We start from the raw sequence: 17,646 nt of genomic DNA, 5'->3' as shown, positions 1-17,646 counted from the left end.
AAGCCGAATCGCGGAACTGGTGGAAGACGGGGGTGACGCAGGGGTCGCTTGTGTCCGATCGTGGCGGAAGTCGTCGTTTCCCGAGGCATGTTCCGGGTGACGGGACCGCCTTCCGGGCCCGCACCCGGCAAGCCCGTCGACCCTCGGCCCTCGCCCCCTCGGCCCGGCGGGTGGCTCAGAGCCTGCGCGCCCCCTGCGACGGCACCGCGGGGAAGATCCTCGGGGGCGCGAACCCCGCCTCGGCGAAGGCCTTCTCCACCGCGCCGCCCACCGTCCCGGCCGCCGCCGACTCCACCAGCACGATCGCCGAGCCGCCGAAACCGCCGCCCGTCATCCGGGCCCCGAGCGCGCCGGCCGCGTTCGCCGCCTCGACCGCGACGTCCAACTCCGCGCAGGAGACCCGGAGATCGTCCCGGAGCGAGTGGTGGCCCTCGGTGAGGACCGGGCCGACCGCCCGGACGTCCCCGGCGTCGAGGAGGGCGATCGTCCGCTCCACCCGGTGGTTGTCCGAGACGATGTGCCGGACATAGCGCCGAACCGTTTCGTCATCCAAACGTGCGAGGGCATCGGGCAGGTGCGCGTACGGCACGTCGCGCAGCGCGCGCACGCCGAGCGCCCGCGCGCCCGCTTCGCACCCGGCGCGCCGTTCCGCGTACGCGCCGTCCCCGAGCGCGTGCTTCACCCGGGTGTCCACCACCAGGAGCCGCAGCCCCCGCGCGGCGAGGTCGAACGGCACCTGGCGGTAGGAGAGGTCGCGGGTGTCGAGGTGCAGGGCGTGCCCCTCGACGGAGCAGGCGGAGGCCATCTGGTCCATCACCCCGCAGGGCACGCCGACGAAGGCGTTCTCCGCGCGCTGGGCGAGCACGGCGATCTCCGGCCGGCTCAGACCGAGGCCGAACAGGTCGTTGAGTGCCAGCCCTGTGACGACCTCCAGGGCGGCGGAGGAGGAGAGCCCCGCGCCGGTGGGGACGGTCGACGCGAGGTGGATGTCCGCCCCGGTGACCGCGTGCCCGGCCTCGCGCAGGGCCCAGACGACACCGGCCGGGTAGGCGGCCCAGCCGGTGCCGGAGAGGGGTTCGAGCGCGCCGACGTCGAGCTGGACGATGCCGCCCTCGACATCGGCGGAGTGGACGCGCAGCACCCCGTCCGTACGACGGGCGACGGCGGCGACCGCCGTGTGCGGCAGGGCCAGCGGCATCACGAACCCGTCGTTGAAGTCGGTGTACTCGCCGATCAGGTTCACCCGCCCCGGGGCGGCCCAGATGCCCTCCGGCTCCGCCCCGTACAGCGCCTCGAACTCCCCCAGCACGCTCATGCGCGTCCCTGCTCCCTCTCCCTCGCGAACGCCCACGCGTCCTGCACGATGTCCGCCAGATCCGGGCGGGACGGATTCCAGCCGAGCCGCTCGCGCGCGGTGTCGGCCGAGGCGACGAGCACCGCCGGGTCGCCGGGCCGGCGCGCGGCCATGACCTCGGGGACCGGGTGCCCGGTCACCTTGCGCACGGTCTCGACGACCTCGCGCACGGAGAAGCCGTTGCCGTTGCCGAGGTTGCAGATCAGGTGCTCGCCCGCGTTCATGGCGCCCAGGGCGAGCAGATGGGCCTCGGCCAGGTCGGCGACGTGGATGTAGTCGCGGACGCAGGTGCCGTCGGGGGTGGGGTAGTCGTCGCCGTAGACGTTGATCGCCTCGCGCTTGCCGAGGGCGACCTGGAGGACGAGCGGGATGAGGTGCGACTCGGGGTCGTGCCGCTCACCGCACGCCCCGTAGGCGCCGGCCACGTTGAAGTACCGCAGCGAGACGGCGGCCAGGCCGTGGGCGGCGCACTCGCCGCTGATCATGTGGTCGACGGCCAGCTTGGAGGCGCCGTACGGGTTGGTCGGCGCGGTCGGCGCGGACTCGGTGATCGGCACGGACCGGGGCTCGCCGTAGGTGGCGGCGGTGGAGGAGAACACCAGCTTGCGGACGCCCGCCTCGCGCATCGCGGCCAGCAGGGCCATCGTGCCGCCGACGTTGTTCTCCCAGTACTTCCCCGGGTCGGCGACCGACTCGCCGACCTGGGAGAAGGCGGCGAAGTGCAGGACTCCGTCGTAGGAGGCGTCCAGCCATCGGGCGGCGTCCTGGATACGGCCCTCGATGAACTTCGCCCCGGCCGGGACGCCCTCGCGGAAGCCGGTGGAGAGGTCGTCGAGAACGGTGACCTCGTGGCCCGCCTCCAGCAGGTGGGTGGCCACCACGCCGCCCACGTAGCCCGCTCCACCCGTCACCAGATATGTGCTCACTTGCTCGCAACCTCTCGGAGTCTGTCTGCCGCGGACTCCGGTGGCACGTCGTTCATGAACGCGCCCATGCCGGACTCGGTGCCCGCGAGGTACTTCAGCTTGCCAGAGGCCCGGCGGACGGTGAAAAGCTCCAGGTGCAGCGCGAGCTCCTCCCGCTCTTCGCCGGTGAACGGCGCCTGGTGCCAGGCGGCGATGTACGGCGTCGGCGGCTCGCCCGGGCCGAAGATCCGGTCGAAGCGCCTCAGGAGCTCCAGATAGACCCGGGGGAACTCGTCGCGGGCCCCCTCGTCGAGGGCGCGGAGGTCGGGCACGCGGCGCGCCGGGTACAGATGGACCTCGTAGGGCCAGTGCGCGGCGTACGGCACGAAGGCGATCCAGTGCTCGGTCTCCAGGACGATCCGTACGGCATCGTCCCGTTCCCGCGCGACGACGTCGTCGAAGAGGTTCCGTCCGGTCCGGGCCCGGTGCTCGGCGGCGTTGCGCCGCATGAGGGCGGTACGGGCGGTGGTGTACGGGAAGGCGTAGATCTGGCCGTGGGGGTGGCCGAGGGTGACGCCGATCTCGGCGCCCCGGTTCTCGAAGCAGTACACCTGCTCGATCCCCGGCAGCTCGGCGAGGTCGGCGGTCCGGTCGGTCCAGGCGTCGAGGACCAGGGCGGCCCGCTCGGGGGTGAGGTCGGCGAAGGAGGCGTCGTGGTCGGAGGTGAAGCAGACGACCTCGCACCGTCCGGCGCCGCCGGCGAGGGAGGGGAAGCGGTTCTCGAAGACGGCGACCTCGTAGTCGGGGGCCGGGATCTCGCTCAGCCGCCCGTCCCGGGACGGGCAGAGCGGGCACTCGTCGGCGGGCGGGTGGTAGGTCCGCCCCTGCCGGTGGGAGGCGATGGCGACGACGTCCCCGAGAAGCGCGTCGTGACGGAGCTCGGAGGAGGACGCCACGGGGTCGAGGGGCCGCGCGTCCACGGCGTCGCGGACGGCGTCGTCGGCGGTGTCGTAGTAGATGAGCTCGCGCCCGTCGGCGAGGGTGGTGACGGTCTTCTTCACGGGGCTCTTCTCCACGGGGTGTCCTCAGGCGGGGGAACCAAACGGAACCACGCACAAGGAACCACAATCAAACATCCCAGTCAACGCCGAACACCGGACCGTGTGGTCATGGGCTCCTTGCCGGTCCCTCGAACGGAGGGCTGTTTGCTCCCTAGGGCAGTTCCCGCCGGGCGCCCGGCACGGGGGCGTGGTCCAGCAGGCCGGTCCGCGCGGCCAGGGCGGCGGCCTCGAGACGGGAACCGACCCCCAGCTTCATCAGCACCCGCTGCACATGCGTCCGCGCCGTACTCGGCGCGATCCCCATCCCCGCCGCGATCCCCCGCGTGTCCTCCCCCTCCGCCACCCGGAGCAGCACCTCCACCTCCCGGGGCGTCAGCATCCCGAGCAGCCGCTGCCCCTCGTCGTCCGGCTGCGCCGCCGGGTTCAGGAGCTCCATGAACGCGCCCTGCAGCAGTTGCGGCGCCACCGCCGCCTCCCCCGCCCGCGCCTTGACCAGCGCCCGCTCGACGCCCTCGATGCGCTCGTCGTGCCGTACGTACCCGGACGCCCCGGCCGCGAACGCCGCCGCGATCCCGCGCGGGGAGGGCACCGGGCCGAGGACGACCACGGCCACCTGCGGCCGCTCGCGCTTGATCCGGACGATCGGGTCGAAGACCCCCGGCTCGGCCGGGGCGGCCGTGCCGAGCAGGCACACCTCGGGCGCCCGGCTCACCACCAGCTCCGCCGCGCCCGCCACCGGGGCGGCCGCCGCGAGCACCCGGTGCCCGCGCAGTTTCAGTGCCGAGGCGAGCGCCTCGGCCAGCAGTCGGTGGTCGTCGACCACCATGAGCCGCACGCCCATCGAGCCACCCCTCTGTCCCCCCTGGAGCCGTCACCGGCCCAGCCACCCTGATGCCCCGGCAAGTTACACGCTCCCCCCGCCGCACGTGCGCCGAACGGCGTCCCGTACCTACGGAAGTGGGCTCCTCCGATAGATCGGAGGAGCCCACTTCCCGTGACCGGCGGCGCGCGATGCTCAGCCCGCGAGCCGGAAAGCGACCACCAGGTACTTCTTGTCGTCCGTCGACGAGGACTCACGGGGCTTGCTCAACAGCGTCTGCGAGATGAACAGCCGGCCGGCCGCGTACCGGTACTCCGAGCCGTTCTCGCTGAAGCTCGTCTCGGCGTCCCGTACGGGCTCGTCCGACGGGTTCTCCAGCAGCGTCGTCTGCTTCATCGTCCCGCCGTCGATCTTGACGACCTGTCCGCCCTTGTCGTACGGCGGAACCTTGTAGGCGATGATGTCGCCGCCGTCCATCCGCAGCGGGACCAGCGTGTACCGGTCGCCCGCGTCCGCCTTCTCCGGCGTCGGCTTCCCGGTGGCCAGGTCGAACGAGACGATCTCGTTGGTCTCGTCGCCGTACTCCCCGGTGGAGCCCTCGTGCTCCTCGGTCGGGAGGTAGATCCGGCCGTTGCCGACGACGACCCTGACGCACGACTCCACCTTGGTGGAGCGGCAGCTGGCCGCGTAGCGCTCCGCGTCCGCCGCGATCTTCACCTTGAGCTTGCCGGTCTTCTCGTCGAGGGAGAAGAAGTCCGAGATGCCGCTGCCGTCACCGGCCGCGTCGCCGACGTCGGCGGCCACCACCAGCGGCTTCGTCGACACGATCGACGCGTACTCCACGCCCGCGGGCATCTTGTACTGCGAGATCGGGGCGCCCGTGAGCGGGTTGAGGTTCTGGATGACGACGTACTGGCTGCCGTACTCCCCGCACTTGCGCGCCGCGACGAGGCCCTCGCCGCCGCCGTAGCCCATGTCGTAGCACTGCTGGGCGTTGGCCTCCGGCTTCCAGCGCGGGTTGCCGTTGGCCAGGTCGAAGGCGGCGCCGCCGTCGGTGCCGCCCGCCGCGACGGTCGTTCCGCTGAGCGTGACCTCGCTGAACCTCACCTTCTGGTCGCCGGCCGTACCGCCGGTGACGGCGGTGGACCACACCAGCTTGCCGGTGCCCAGGTCGACGACGCCGATCTCGGTGCACGGCTGGTAGAAACGCGGCCCGACGCGCTTGGTCGCCTCGAAGAGGACGGCCGTCTTGTTGTCGGCGGTGACATGCCGCGAGGTGCCGCAGACCTGGCCGGGCAGCGGCAGGGTCCAGACCGGGGCGCCCTTGTCGAGGTCGTAGCCGACGATCGAGTTGACGCCCGTCTTGACGAACGCCTTGTCCGTGATCCACGAACCGGACATGTCCGTGAGGTCGGTGACCTTGGGCTGGGGCAGCTGGAAGGCCAGCTGGGACTTGGGGTTGTCCGGCGCCTTCTCCTTGCCGCCGCCGCCGAGCCCGTTACCGCCCTTGCCCTGGGACGAACCGGAGCTGCCGCCCGCGGTGTTGTTCGTCTCCTCACCGTCGCCGGAGGTCGCGTACCAGATGCCGGCACCGATGATCAGCACGACGGCCACCGCCGCGGCGATGATGATCTGGAGCTGCGCGGAGAGCTTCTTGCCACCCGAGGGCGGCGGCGCCTGCGGGTACGGCTGCTGGGGCGGGTAGCCGTACTGCGGCTGCGCCGGAGGCTGTTGGGGATAGCCGTACTGCGGCTGGGTCGGCGGCTGCTGCGGGTAGCCGTACGAGGGCTGCTGCTGCGGCGGAGGAGTCGGCGCGCCGAACCCGCCCGGGGGCTGGTCCTGCGGTGCGCCGAACCCGCCCGGCGGAGGGCCCGGGGGCTGGTTCGGCGGCGGAGGTGGCTGTGTCATGGCGTGGATACCTCTGGAGTGTCGGGGAAGCGGGCGGAAACCGGTGTCACTTGCCGAAGGCCAACAGCGTCTCCCTCTCCTGCTCCTCGGCGTCGGTCGAACCGACGACGACACTCTTCACAAGGATGTACCGGCCGTTCTCGTACAGCGCCGGGGAGTCGTAGAACCGCGACTCCACCCGGCCCGCCGAGCGCGGGATCCGGAGCAGTTCGACGGGCTTCGTCCCGCCCGGTGCGACGGTGGCCAGCGATCCGGGCTCGCCCACGATCGAGGCCATCCGCAGGACGAGCGAACCGCCCTCCATCCGCAGCGGCACCGTCCTGCGCCCCGCGGGCCCCTGGATGCGCCGGGTCTCGGCGCCCGTACGGAGATCGAAGGCGACGACCTCGTTGCGGGCGTTCTTGCCGCGGGTCCCGACGGTGGCCAGATAGAGCGTGTCGCCGTCCACGACGACCTCGCAGCGCTGCAGATTGCCCTTGTGGGCGGTGTCGTCGCTGCATCCGTCGGCGAACGGACCCTCTCCTCTGAGCGACGTGCGCTTGGTGCCGTCCTCGTTGAAGACGGCGACGCCGTACTCGCCCGTCGCCAGCTTGCGGCCCGCGACGACCAGCGGCCGCACGGAGTAGACGGCGCTGACGCGGAAGCCGACGGGCGTCCGGTACTTCCACTTCGACTTCCCGGTCACGGGGTCGACCTCGTGGATCTCCTCCTGCGGCTTCTCGTGGTCGGAGGTCGGGCACGACACCGCCGCGACGAGCTTGGGCCCGCCCGCGTAGGCGTAGGGCTGGCAGCCGTCGCCGGGCCATCGGCCGAAGAGCTGCTCGCCGTCGCTGAGCCGGTAGGCGGTCGAGTAGCCGTAGCGGCCCGCGGTGACGGTGTTGCCGCTGATCGCGATCGAATACTCGAAGAAGAAGTCGAACGTGCCCTCCTTCACGATCTTCCGCTGCCAGCCGGCCTTGCCGGTGCGCAGATCGACCATCTGGAGCCGGCGGCACTCGTCGTTCTCCGCGTGGAGGCGGTCCTTGAGCGCGAGGACGATCCTGCCGTCGTCCGAGGCGAGTTGCGGTGCCCGGCAGATCTCGGTGTCCAGCGTCAGGCGCCACTTCACCGTCCCGTCGGCCACCGAATGCGCGGTGACCGAGCGGTACAGGGCGGTGACGACGGTGTCCCCGACGAGCCAGGGCCCGAAGACGTCGCCGCCCAGACGCGGTACGTCCATGTCGTTCTTCCGGACCCAGAGCACGGAGGCGTCGCCGGGGGCGCGGCCCGCGTTGTAGCGGGCCGCGTCCGCGGCGTCGGGCGGCGGCGGGCCGACCGGCCCGGTGGGCGGGGCGGTCGGCGTGGCGGTCGTGATCCCCTTGCCGTCCTTGCCGCCCTTGCCGGTTCCGGCGCCGCCGAGGGCGTACCAGGTCCCCCCGGCCACGACGAGGAGCCCCGCCACGACGGAGGCGACCAGCGCCGTCGAGCGGCGCCGGCCGCGCCGGGGCGGGGACTGCGGCGGTGGTGGCGGGGGCGGCGGCGCCGCCGGGCCGGTGGCGCCACCGCCGTACGGGTTGAGCCGGCCGTAGGGCCCGTACGACGGTGGGGGCGGGCCGGGTCGTGGGGGTGTCGTCATGGGAGTCGGACAGCCCTCACTTGCTGAAGGCCATCATCGTCTTGGTCTCCTTCTCCGCCTTGTCGTTGCTGGCGCTCACCCGCCCGCTGGAGATCACGAAGGTGCCGTTGCCGTAGGCGTAGCCCGCGTCGAAGAAGCTGTTCTCGATCTGGGCCGTCGCCGCCGGGTGCTGGAGCAGGGTCGTGGGCGCGCCGCCGGTCGGTGCGATGGTGGCGACGGTGCCGCCCTTGTCGTACGACGGGTCGATGTACACCAGGACCTGCGAGCCCTCCATGCGCAGCGGGCTCATCGGCTGGTTGCCGGGGGCCTTCGAACGCCACTTGGGCTTTCCGGTGTTGAGGTCGAACGCGACGACCTCGTTGGGGGTGCCGTAACCGGTCTCGGTGGCCATGTAGAAGGTGTTCGCGTCGGCCGCGACACCGGTGCATCCCGCGAGGTTCTTGCCGAAGACGACGAAGGAGCCGCCGCAGTTGGGGGCGTACTTGTCGTTTCCGCCCTGGATCTGCGACCGCAGTTTGCCGTCGGCGGTGAGGGAGAAGATCGACCACTTCTTCTCGTCGCGCTGGGTGGCGGAGACCACGAGCGGGTTGACCGAGTACACCTTGTCGACCTCCCAGTTGGCCTGGAGCCGGAAGCTCCACCTGGGCTTGCCGGTGTTCGGGTCGACCTCGCTGACCTGCTGCTGCTTCTTGTTCACATCACCGCTGGGGCAGCTGTCGGCCGAGATCAGCTTCTCGCCGCCCGCGAAGGCGAAGGCCTTGCAGCCGCTGCTGGGGGTGGCGAAGAGCTGCTTGCCGTCGGCGAGGGAGAAGCCGTACGCACTGCTGCTGCCGGCCGCCGTGACGGTGTTGCCGCTGATGGCGAGGGTGTTGTCGCTGAAGGCGAACAGGCCGGTGGCCTTGGGTACGGACCGCTTCCAGCCGGCCTTGCCCGTCTTCAGGTCGACCTTCTGCAGCTCGGTGCACTTGGCGCGGTCGCCGTCCTTGTCCTCGACGCCGAAGACCATGGTGCCGTCGGCCGCGGGCTGCGGCGGGGTGGCGCACAGCTTGTGCGGCAGGTCGAGATGCCACTTGACGGAGCCGTCGGTGAGGCTGTAGCCGTCGATCCCCTTGTACATGGCCTTGACGACGACGTCGCCGACGATCCACGGGCCGTAGACGTCGGAGCCGTTCTTGGGCAGGTCGACGCTGTTCTTGAGCAGCCAGTTGATCTTGGCCTCGCCGGGCTGGCGGCCCGCGTTGAGGTCGTCCTGTCCGTTGCGGCCGTCCCCGTCGCCGCTGCCGTCGCCCTGGTCGACGGAGGCGGAACCGGACGGCTGGGCGGTGGCGGTGCCGGACGGCTTGGCGACCGGCTTCTCCTCGTCGCCGCCGCTGAGGGCGAGCCAGGTGCCGCCGCCGATGACGAGCAGGCCCGCGACGGCCGCGGCGATGATGACGCCGGGCTTGCCCTTGAAGGGGTTGTTGCCGCCGGGCGGGGTCGGCGCGGAGGGGTACCCCGGCTGGCCCGGGTAGCCGCCGTAGGGGCCGGGCTGCTGCTGACCGTACGGGCCGGGCTGGCCCGGCTGGCCGTAGGGGCCGGGCTGCTGCTGAGCGTACGGGCCCGGCTGGCCGGGCTGCTGCGGATAGCCGTAGCCGGGCGGGGGCGCCTGCTGCGGGTAGCCGTAACCGGGCTGCTGCGGCTGGTCGTACGGGCCGGCAGGCGGCGGCGTCTGCGGGGGCTGACCGCCGTACGGGCCTGGCGCGGACGGCGGCGTCTGCGGGGCCTGCGGCGGGGTGGGCGGCATCGGCGGGACGCCTTGGTTCCCCTGGTTCGGATCCGGTGCTCCGAAGCCCGGCGGCTGATTGCTGGGCGGCTGGGTCATCAGCGTTCCCCCTTGATGTGAGCGGGTTTTCTTTCTACCACTCGGGGGATGGCGCAAAAGTGACCGGTCCGCCCCTTGTACCCAAGGGAGGACCGGCCCGTGATGCCCTCGTTACGCGTCTTCGGCGAGTTCGAGCCAGCGCATCTCCAACTCCTCGCGCTCTGTGGCCAGTTCTCGCAGCTCCGCGTCCAGCTTCGCCACCTTCTCGAAGTCTGTGGCGTTTTCGGCGATTTGAGCGTGCAGCTTCGTCTCCTTGTCGGTGAGCTTGTCCAGCTGACGCTCGACCTTCTGCAGCTCCTTCTTCGCGGCTCGGGCGTCGGCCGCCGAGACGGTCCTGCCGGAGGCGGCCGGCTTCGCGGCGGGGGCGGCCGGGGTCGGCACCGACGCCTCGATCGCCCGGCGGCGGCGCTCCAGGTACTCCTCGATCCCGCGCGGCAGCATCCGCAGGGTCTGGTCGCCGAGCAGCGCGAACGTCTTGTCCGTGGTGCGCTCGATGAAGAACCGGTCGTGCGAGATGACGACCATGGAGCCCGGCCAGCCGTCGAGAAGGTCCTCCAGCTGGGTCAGGGTCTCGATGTCGAGGTCGTTGGTGGGCTCGTCGAGGAAGAGGACGTTCGGCTCGTCCATGAGGAGCCGCAGGAGCTGCAGGCGGCGGCGCTCACCGCCGGAGAGGTCGCCGACCGGCGTCCACTGCTTCTCCTTGGCGAAGCCGAACTGCTCGCACAGCTGGCCCGCGGTCATCTCCCGGCCCTTGCCGAGGTCGACCCGGTCGCGGATCTGCTGGACGGCCTCCAGGACCCGCAGGGAGGCGGGCAGCTCGGTGACGTCCTGGGAGAGGTAGGCGAGCCGTACGGTCCTGCCGACGGTGATCTTCCCCTCGGCGGGCTGCTTCTCACCCTGGGTGACGGCCGCGTCGGTGAGCGCGCGCAGCAGCGAGGTCTTTCCGGCGCCGTTGACGCCGACCAGGCCGATCCGGTCGCCGGGGCCGAGCTGCCAGGTGAGGTGCTTGAGCAGCGTCTTCGGCCCGGCGGTGACGGTGACGTCCTCCAGGTCGAAGACGGTCTTGCCCAGCCGGGCGTTGGCGAACTTCATCAGCTCGGAGGTGTCGCGCGGCGGCGGCACGTCGGCGATCAGCTCGTTGGCGGCCTCGATGCGGTAGCGGGGCTTGGAGGTACGGGCGGGGGCGCCGCGCCGCAGCCAGGCGAGCTCCTTGCGCATCAGGTTCTGCCGCTTGGCCTCCTCGGTGGCGGCGATGCGCTCCCGCTCGGCGCGGGCGAAGACGTAGTCGGAGTAGCCGCCCTCGTACTCGTGGACGTCTCCGCGCTGCACGTCCCACATCCGGGTGCAGACCTGGTCGAGGAACCACCGGTCGTGGGTGACGCAGACGAGCGCGGAGCGGCGCTCCTGGAGGTGCTTGGCCAGCCAGGCGATGCCCTCGACGTCGAGGTGGTTGGTGGGCTCGTCGAGGACGATCAGGTCCTGCTCGTCGATGAGGAGCTTGGCGAGCGCGATCCGGCGGCGCTCGCCGCCGGAGAGCGGGCCGATGACGGTGTCGAGACCGTGCTCGAAGCCGGGCAGGTCGAGCCCGCCGAACAGCCCGGTGAGCACATCGCGGATCTTGGCGCTGCCGGCCCACTCGTGGTCGGCCATGACACCGATGACCTCGTGCCGGACGGTGGCCTTCGGATCGAGGGAGTCGTGCTGGGTGAGCACCCCCAGGCGCAGCCCGCCGCTGTGGGTGACCCGGCCGGTGTCGGCCTCCTCCAGCTTGGCGAGCATCCGGATGAGGGTGGTCTTGCCGTCGCCGTTGCGGCCGACCACTCCGATCCGGTCCCCTTCGGAGACGCCGAGAGAGACACCGTCGAGCAGGGCACGGGTGCCGTACACCTTGCTGACAGCCTCGACATTGACCAGATTGACGGCCACTTTGACTCCTGTACGGGGGGATCGATCGACGTCCAAGGGTAGACGGCCGAACGGGTGGGATAGCGTGCGTGATCGTTCGGGGGCCCCTTAGCCCCCGGCCGTGCCCGCCCGAGCTGCCCCACCCGTCCGCTTCGGCCGGCCCGTCCGTTCGACGAGCAGCCAGCCGAGCAGGGCCATGGCGACGGCGGCGGGAGCGGTGATCCGGACGGCGATCAGGGTGGCGGCGTGGCCCTCCAGGAGGCCGGCGAAGCCGGTCATGGAGAGGCCGAGGACGCCGAGGAGCGCGAGGGTGATGCCGAGGGCCGCGAGCGGAGTCGAGCCGCCTTCCCTGCGGGGTGGCACCGGCTGTTCGAAGCGGCGGAAGACCGCCACGAGCAGCGCCGTGAGCAGGGCCGCGGCGGCGATGCGCGGGAGGAGCTGGAACCACCAGGCGGCCGTCGCAGGCTCCGGCGGCTCCACGCCGAGGGCGAGGAGCACGCCGTACACGCCGAGCATCGCGGTGAGGTGCCAGAGGAACGCGGTCATCGCGACCCCGTTGGCGGCGACCACCTTGTGCCAGACGCCCGTGCGGGCCGCGAACCGGCTCCCGGGCCCCTTGAGGAGCTCGACCGCGCCCACCAGCCACAGGCCGTGGAAGAGGAGGGCGAGGGTCGGCGGGGCCATGTTGGAGACCTTCTCGCCGGGCATCCCCACCATCGACAGGGGGTACGGCCCGAGGGCGACCAGGAGGCCCGCGCCGGCGAGGCCCGTCGCGGCGAGGGCGCCGGGCAGGCGGATCATGCCGTCCGCGCGCAGGAAGCCGAGCTGGTGGACGGCGAGCCAGACGAAGGCGAAGTTCAGGAACTCCACGAACGGCACCCCGGCCGCGAACCGCAGCGCGTCGACGGCGACGGCCCCGCCGAGGAGGCCGGCGAAGGCGCCCCAGCCGTACCGCTCGTGGAGCTTCAGCAGCGGCGGAGTGAACGCGACCATCGCGAGGTAGATGCCGATGAACCACAGCGGCTGGGTCACCAGCCGCAGCGCGACCCCGGTCAGTCCCCCGTCCCCGCCCGCCAGTTGGATGACGAGCGCGGCGGCGCCCCACACGCCGATGAACACCATCGTGGGCCGCAGCAACCGCTGGAGGCGGGCGCGCAGGAAGGTCGCGTACCGGGGCCGGGAGCGGTAGGCCAGGGCGTGCGAGAAGCCGCCGACGAAGAAGAACACGGGCATGACCTGGAGTCCCCAGGTCACGACCTGCAGTTCGGGGACGACGGCCAGCAGGTTGTCCACCCGGCCGTCCGCGCCGACGACGGCCATCAGCCAGTGGCCGAGGACGACGACCCCGAGCAAGGCGACCCGCAGCAGGTCTATGTACCGGTCCCGGGTCGCGGGCGTGGCGGCGGCGAGCTTCCGAGCGCTGATTCCCATGGGGGTACGGTGCCGGGCCCGCGCCGCCGCCCGTCAGGGCGCGGATACTCAGTCGGCGGATGAGTACGGGCAGCGGGGGCGGGGCTTGGGCCCCGCCGCCGGACACACCCCGGCTAGAGAACCCTCGCGCCCGGCGCCGGGGACGTCGCCCCGCGTGCCGTGCGGCAGGTGCCCGAGGCGGTCAGTGCGGCCTCGACCGCTTCCGCCGCCTCCGCGTCCTTCACCAGGAACGCCGTCGTCGGACCCGAGCCCGAGACCAGGGCGGCGAGGGCGCCGGCCGCCTTGCCGGCCTCCAGGGTGGCGGACAGCGAGGGGCGCAGGGAGACGGCGGCCGGCTGGAGGTCGTTGGTCAGGGCCGCGGCCAGCGCGGTCGCGTCGCCGGTGCGCAGCGCCTCCAGGAGGGCCGGGGACGCGACCGGCTCCGGCACGTCCACGCCCGCGGTGAGGCGGTCGAACTCGCCGTAGACCGCCGGGGTCGACAGACCGCCGTCCGCCACCGCGAAGACCCAGTGGAACGCGCCGCCCACCGGCAGCTCCGTCAGCCGCTCACCCCGGCCGACCCCGAGCGCCGCCCCGCCGACCAGGCTGAACGGCACGTCGCTGCCGAGTTCGGCGCAGATGTCGAGCAGCTCGGCGCGCGAGGAGTTCAGGCCCCACAGCGCGTCGCAGGCGAGCAGCGCGCCCGCACCGTCCGCGCTGCCGCCCGCCATGCCGCCGGCGACGGGGATGTCCTTCGCGATGTGGAGGTGCACGTCCGGGGAGAGGCCGTGGCGGGCGGCGAGCAGCTCGGCGGCCCGCGCGGCCAGGTTCGTCCGGTCCAGCGGGACCTTGTCGGCGTCCGGGCCCTCGCACGTGATCGTCAGCTCCGCCGCGGGCGTCGCCGTGACCTCGTCGTACAGGGACACGGCGAGGAAGACGTTGGCCAGGTCGTGGAAGCCGTCGGGGCGCGCCCCGCCGACCGCCAGCTGGACGTTGACCTTCGCGGGCACGCGCACCGTGACGGCGCCTGAAGGCGTCGTACCACCGCCGCTCACGCCTTGGCCTCCGCGATCCGCGCGAACTCCTCCACCGTCAGCGCCTCGCCCCGCGCCTGCGGCGAGATCCCGGCCTTCACCAGCGCCTCCTCGGCGGCGGCGGGCGAGCCCGCCCACCCGGCGAGCGCGGCCCGCAGGGTTTTGCGGCGCTGCGCGAAGGCCGCGTCGACGACCGCGAAGACCTCCGCCTTGGAGGCGGTGGTGTCCACCGGCTCCGTACGGCGGACCAGCGACACCAGGCCCGAGTCGACGTTCGGCGCCGGCCAGAAGACGTTGCGGCCGATCGATCCGGCGCGCTTCACCTCGGCGTACCAGTTCGCCTTGACCGACGGCACGCCGTACACCTTGTTCCCGGGCCGGGCCGCGAGCCGGTCGGCGACCTCGGCCTGGACCATGACGAGGGTGCGCTCGATCGTCGGGAAGCGGTCCAGCATGTGCAGCAGGACGGGCACGGCGACGTTGTACGGCAGGTTGGCGACCAGCGCCGTCGGCGGCGGGCCCGGCAGCTCCTGGACGTGCATGGCGTCGGAGTGGACCAGCGCGAAACGGTCCTTCTTCGCCGGCAGGCGGGCCTCGATCGTCGCCGGCAGGGCGCCGGCCAGCACGTCGTCGATCTCGACGGCCGTCACCCGGTCCGCGGCCTCCAGCAGGGCCAGGGTGAGCGAACCGAGTCCCGGGCCCACCTCCACGACCACGTCGTCGGGGCGCACCTCGGCCGTGCGGACGATTCGCCGCACGGTGTTGGCGTCGATGACGAAGTTCTGGCCCTTCTGCTTCGTGGGGCGCACGCCGAGGGCGGCGGCCAGTTCACGGATGTCGGCGGGGCCGAGGAGGGCGTCGGGGCTTTCGGGGCCGGTGGTGGTGCTCACCGGTACAGCCTACGGCCGCAGTGGGGCCACGGACTCGCCCCCCGCTGCACGTAGAGCTTCTTCGCCCGGTACGTCTGCTCCGAGGCGGGCGCGTTCTGGGCGACGCCGCTGCCGCCGAGGGAGCGCCAGGTGCCGGGGTCGAACTGGTAGAGCCCGCCGTACGTGCCCGACGGGTCGACGGCGTCCGGGCGGCCGCCGGACTCGCAGGCGGCGAGGGCGCCCCAGTCGAGCCCGTCCGCGCCCGCCACCGACGTGGGCAGCGGGCGGGTGCCGACCCGCACCCGCTGGGTGACGGGTTCGCGGACGATCTCCTCGCCGGTCCTCCTCGGCTTCTGCCGGACGCCGTTGACGGTCCGCAGCGCGTACGTGACCCGGCGTACGCCCGGCGCGCCCTGCCGTTCGACCACCTCGGTGCCGACGAACAGGCCGGGGTCGCGGGTGCGCTCGACGGCGTAGGGGATGGGCTCCTCCCGTACCTCCTTGCCACCGGTGATCCGCATGATGGTGATCGTCTGGCCGTCGCGCGGGAACGAGCCGGGCGGTACGGAGGTGGTGTCCTGGCCGGAAAGGGTGATCCCGGCCTGCTCGACGGCCTCGCGGACGGTGGCGGCGTTGGTGCGCAGGGTCCGCTCGCGCCCGTCGGCGAGGAAGGTGACGGTCCGTTCGGTGCGGATGTCCAGGGCGAGGCCCTCGCGGGAGATGGGCGCCGAGCGGGAGACGGAGAGGTACGCGCCCTCGGCCCGGACACCGAGCTGGCGCAGGGCCTCCTCGACGGTCCGCGCGGTGGTCCACACCTGGCGGCGCCGGCCGTCGAGGGTGAGGGCGACGGGCCTGCCGTAGCGGACGACGACCTCGTCACCGCTGTCCAGGGCCTCGCCGGGGGCGGGCGCGACGATGTCGTGCGCGCCGACGGCCAGGCCTTCGTCGGCGAGGAGCTCGTCGACGTCGTCGGCGAAGGTGTGCAGGGTGCGCGGGACGCCGTCGACGGAGAGCCGGACGGCCTTGTCGTCGGCGACGAAGGCGCTGGTGCCGCCGGCCAGGAAGGCGACGACGAGGGCCTGCGGGACGAGGCGCCGCAGACCGTCCCCGGCGGGCGGGGCCGCCTTGCGGCGCCGGCCGGCCCGCCGGGCCTCGGCCCGGGTCGCGGGGACGGGGGCGGGGGTGGGGGCGGAGACAGGGGCAGGGGCGGGGGCCTGGCCGGGGACGGCGAGCGGCGCGGCCAAGGTCGGCTGCTCGTGGACGGGCAGCGACGCGCCCCGGTGTCCGCCGCGCGCGGCTCGGTGACTGCCCTGGGAAGTGCTCACGAGGCCGGGACCCTAGCGGAGGCCCGCTCACTCTCCAAAGCGACTCGACTACACCCCGTAAGCGTTATTCAGCGGTTATCGGTCAGTAATCGAAGGCGGCGGCGGTGTTGGCGGCGATCGCCGCGCTCATCTCGTCCTCCCCGATGCCCCGGACCGTGGCCATGGCGCGGACGGTGACGGGGACGAGGTACGGGGCGTTGGGCCGGCCCCGGTAGGGCGCCGGGGTCAGGAACGGGGCGTCCGTCTCGACCAGGACCAGCTCGACCGGGGCGACGGCGAGGGCGTCGCGCAGCGGCTGGGCGTTCTTGAAGGTGACGTTGCCGGCGAAGGACATGTAGTAGCCCTTCGCGGCGCAGATCCGGGCCATGTCGGCGTCGCCGGAGTAGCAGTGGAACACGGTCCGCTCGGGCGCGCCCTCCTCGTCGAGGATCCGCAGCACGTCGGCGTGGGCCTCGCGGTCGTGGATGACCAGCGCCTTGCCGTGCCGCTTGGCGATCTCGATGTGGGCGCGGAAGGAGCGCTCCTGGGCGGCCATCCCGTCGGGGCCGGTACGGAAGTAATCCAGGCCGGTCTCGCCGACGGCACGGACCTGCGGCAGGGCGGCGAGCCGGTCGATCTCGGCGAGCGCCTCGTCGAGCGCCGCGTCCCCGCCCGCCTCCCGGGCGCCCTGCCGCGACCAGCCGTCCGGATCGCCGAGGACGATCCGGGGCGCCTCGTTCGGGTGCAGGGCGACGGCGGCGTGCACGTTGTCGTGCGCGGCGGCGGTCTCGGCGGCCCAGAGGGAGCCCTTGATGTCGCAGCCGACCTGGACGACCGTGGTGACGCCGACGGCGGCGGCCTTGGTGAGGGCCTCCTCGACGGTGCCGGACTGCATGTCCAGATGGGTGTGCGAGTCCGCCACCGGCACCAGCAGGGGCTCGGGCAGCGGCGGCGGGGCGTCCTTGGAACTCATGACCCCGATCGTACGAGGGGTCACGCGGCCGCTCGCGACGGGCCGGCCGCCGCTCGTGGCGGGCCAGGGCCTCTCGTTCGGATCAAGCTAGGAGGCCGGCGGCTTGCGGTGGAAGAGGTCCGACAGGTGCCGGTGGCGGGGTTCCTGCGGGGTGTCCACGTGGACCGGTCCCGGTGCGTCCCGTTGCGGCCGCTTGGCGCGCTCCGTACTCCTGCGCCCCTCCCGCACCTGGCCCCGCTCCAGCTCCTGGCCGATCGGGCCGGCCGGGCCGATGGGGTTCGCGGGGGCGGCGCGCCGCTCGGGCCGGGGCTCGTGCGGGTGGTGGGCCTGTTCCCACGAGTCGAGCACCGAGAACACCTGGCCCGCCTTCATGATGCGGACGACATGACCGCCGCAGTTCAGACAGGTCGGGCTCGACAACGGGGACGGGACCCGCTTGCCGTCGGCCTTGTAGAAGACGAATTCCTTCCCGGCGGCGTCGATGTGGTGCTCGATGTCGTACGCCTGCTCCCACCCGTAACCGCAGCGCATGCAGGCGAAGGCGTACGCCTCATGCGCGACGGTGATCCCGGTGCCGGTGATCTCGCTCATGCCAGCTCCTCTCCACTGGTCCAGTGGACGCCTTTT

Annotated in this window: 14 protein-coding genes; all 14 read right to left on the bottom strand. The window is 72.6% G+C overall.

Features of this window, described 5'->3' with window-relative positions; translation table 11 throughout:
* Positions 1-175 precede the first annotated feature (175 nt).
* Positions 176-1,315 carry a galactokinase gene (galK, locus tag ACIRB4_RS21205; protein ID WP_403293330.1) on the bottom strand — a complete coding sequence of 380 codons (1,140 nt, stop codon included), beginning with the start codon at positions 1,313-1,315 and terminating at the stop codon, positions 176-178.
* Positions 1,312-2,280: a UDP-glucose 4-epimerase GalE gene (gene galE / locus ACIRB4_RS21200; protein ID WP_403293328.1), complete on the bottom strand. Its 969-nt coding sequence runs from the start codon at positions 2,278-2,280 to the stop codon at positions 1,312-1,314. Before galE ends, galK begins: the two co-directional genes overlap by 4 nt.
* Positions 2,277-3,320 carry a galactose-1-phosphate uridylyltransferase gene (galT, locus tag ACIRB4_RS21195; RefSeq protein ID WP_403293509.1) on the bottom strand — a complete coding sequence of 348 codons (1,044 nt, stop codon included), beginning with the start codon at positions 3,318-3,320 and terminating at the stop codon, positions 2,277-2,279. Before galT ends, galE begins: the two co-directional genes overlap by 4 nt.
* Positions 3,321-3,471: 151 nt before the next feature.
* Positions 3,472-4,161, bottom strand: coding sequence for a LuxR C-terminal-related transcriptional regulator (locus tag ACIRB4_RS21190; protein ID WP_403293326.1), 690 nt, complete (start codon positions 4,159-4,161; stop codon positions 3,472-3,474).
* A gap of 174 nt (positions 4,162-4,335) precedes the next feature.
* On the bottom strand, positions 4,336-6,048 hold the full coding sequence (locus ACIRB4_RS21185; protein ID WP_403293324.1) for a PQQ-binding-like beta-propeller repeat protein: 1,713 nt from the start codon (positions 6,046-6,048) through the stop codon (positions 4,336-4,338).
* Between the two features lie 46 nt (positions 6,049-6,094).
* Positions 6,095-7,663 carry a PQQ-binding-like beta-propeller repeat protein gene (locus tag ACIRB4_RS21180; protein WP_403293322.1) on the bottom strand — a complete coding sequence of 523 codons (1,569 nt, stop codon included), beginning with the start codon at positions 7,661-7,663 and terminating at the stop codon, positions 6,095-6,097.
* Between the two features lie 16 nt (positions 7,664-7,679).
* On the bottom strand, positions 7,680-9,524 hold the full coding sequence (locus tag ACIRB4_RS21175; protein ID WP_403293320.1) for a PQQ-binding-like beta-propeller repeat protein: 1,845 nt from the start codon (positions 9,522-9,524) through the stop codon (positions 7,680-7,682).
* A 111-nt stretch (positions 9,525-9,635) separates the two neighbouring features.
* A complete protein-coding gene (locus ACIRB4_RS21170) occupies positions 9,636-11,450 on the bottom strand; it encodes an ABC-F family ATP-binding cassette domain-containing protein (RefSeq protein ID WP_403293318.1) in 1,815 nt (604 codons plus the stop codon).
* Positions 11,451-11,537: 87 nt separating this feature from the next.
* Positions 11,538-12,860, bottom strand: a complete 1,323-nt coding sequence (locus tag ACIRB4_RS21165; RefSeq protein ID WP_403293317.1) for an acyltransferase — start codon at positions 12,858-12,860, stop codon at positions 11,538-11,540.
* A 113-nt stretch (positions 12,861-12,973) separates the two neighbouring features.
* Positions 12,974-13,894, bottom strand: coding sequence for a 4-(cytidine 5'-diphospho)-2-C-methyl-D-erythritol kinase (locus ACIRB4_RS21160; RefSeq protein WP_403293316.1), 921 nt, complete (start codon positions 13,892-13,894; stop codon positions 12,974-12,976).
* A complete protein-coding gene (rsmA, locus tag ACIRB4_RS21155; protein WP_403293314.1) occupies positions 13,891-14,763 on the bottom strand; it encodes a 16S rRNA (adenine(1518)-N(6)/adenine(1519)-N(6))-dimethyltransferase RsmA in 873 nt (290 codons plus the stop codon). The genes ACIRB4_RS21160 and rsmA overlap by 4 nt, the downstream gene beginning before the upstream one ends.
* Complete coding sequence (locus ACIRB4_RS21150; protein ID WP_403293313.1) at positions 14,760-16,067, bottom strand: ubiquitin-like domain-containing protein; 1,308 nt, start codon at positions 16,065-16,067, stop codon at positions 14,760-14,762. Before ACIRB4_RS21150 ends, rsmA begins: the two co-directional genes overlap by 4 nt.
* Before the next feature lie 82 nt (positions 16,068-16,149).
* Positions 16,150-17,019 carry a TatD family hydrolase gene (locus ACIRB4_RS21145; RefSeq protein ID WP_403293311.1) on the bottom strand — a complete coding sequence of 290 codons (870 nt, stop codon included), beginning with the start codon at positions 17,017-17,019 and terminating at the stop codon, positions 16,150-16,152.
* Positions 17,020-17,106: 87 nt separating this feature from the next.
* Complete coding sequence (locus ACIRB4_RS21140; RefSeq protein ID WP_403293309.1) at positions 17,107-17,610, bottom strand: hypothetical protein; 504 nt, start codon at positions 17,608-17,610, stop codon at positions 17,107-17,109.
* Positions 17,611-17,646 lie beyond the last annotated feature (36 nt).

The sequence above is a fragment of the Streptomyces sp. NPDC093600 genome (assembly GCF_044764755.1).
Lineage (GTDB): Bacteria > Actinomycetota > Actinomycetes > Streptomycetales > Streptomycetaceae > Streptomyces.
The sequence above is the reverse complement of the archived record's forward strand: the minus strand, read 5'-3'. Positions and strand labels throughout refer to the sequence as shown.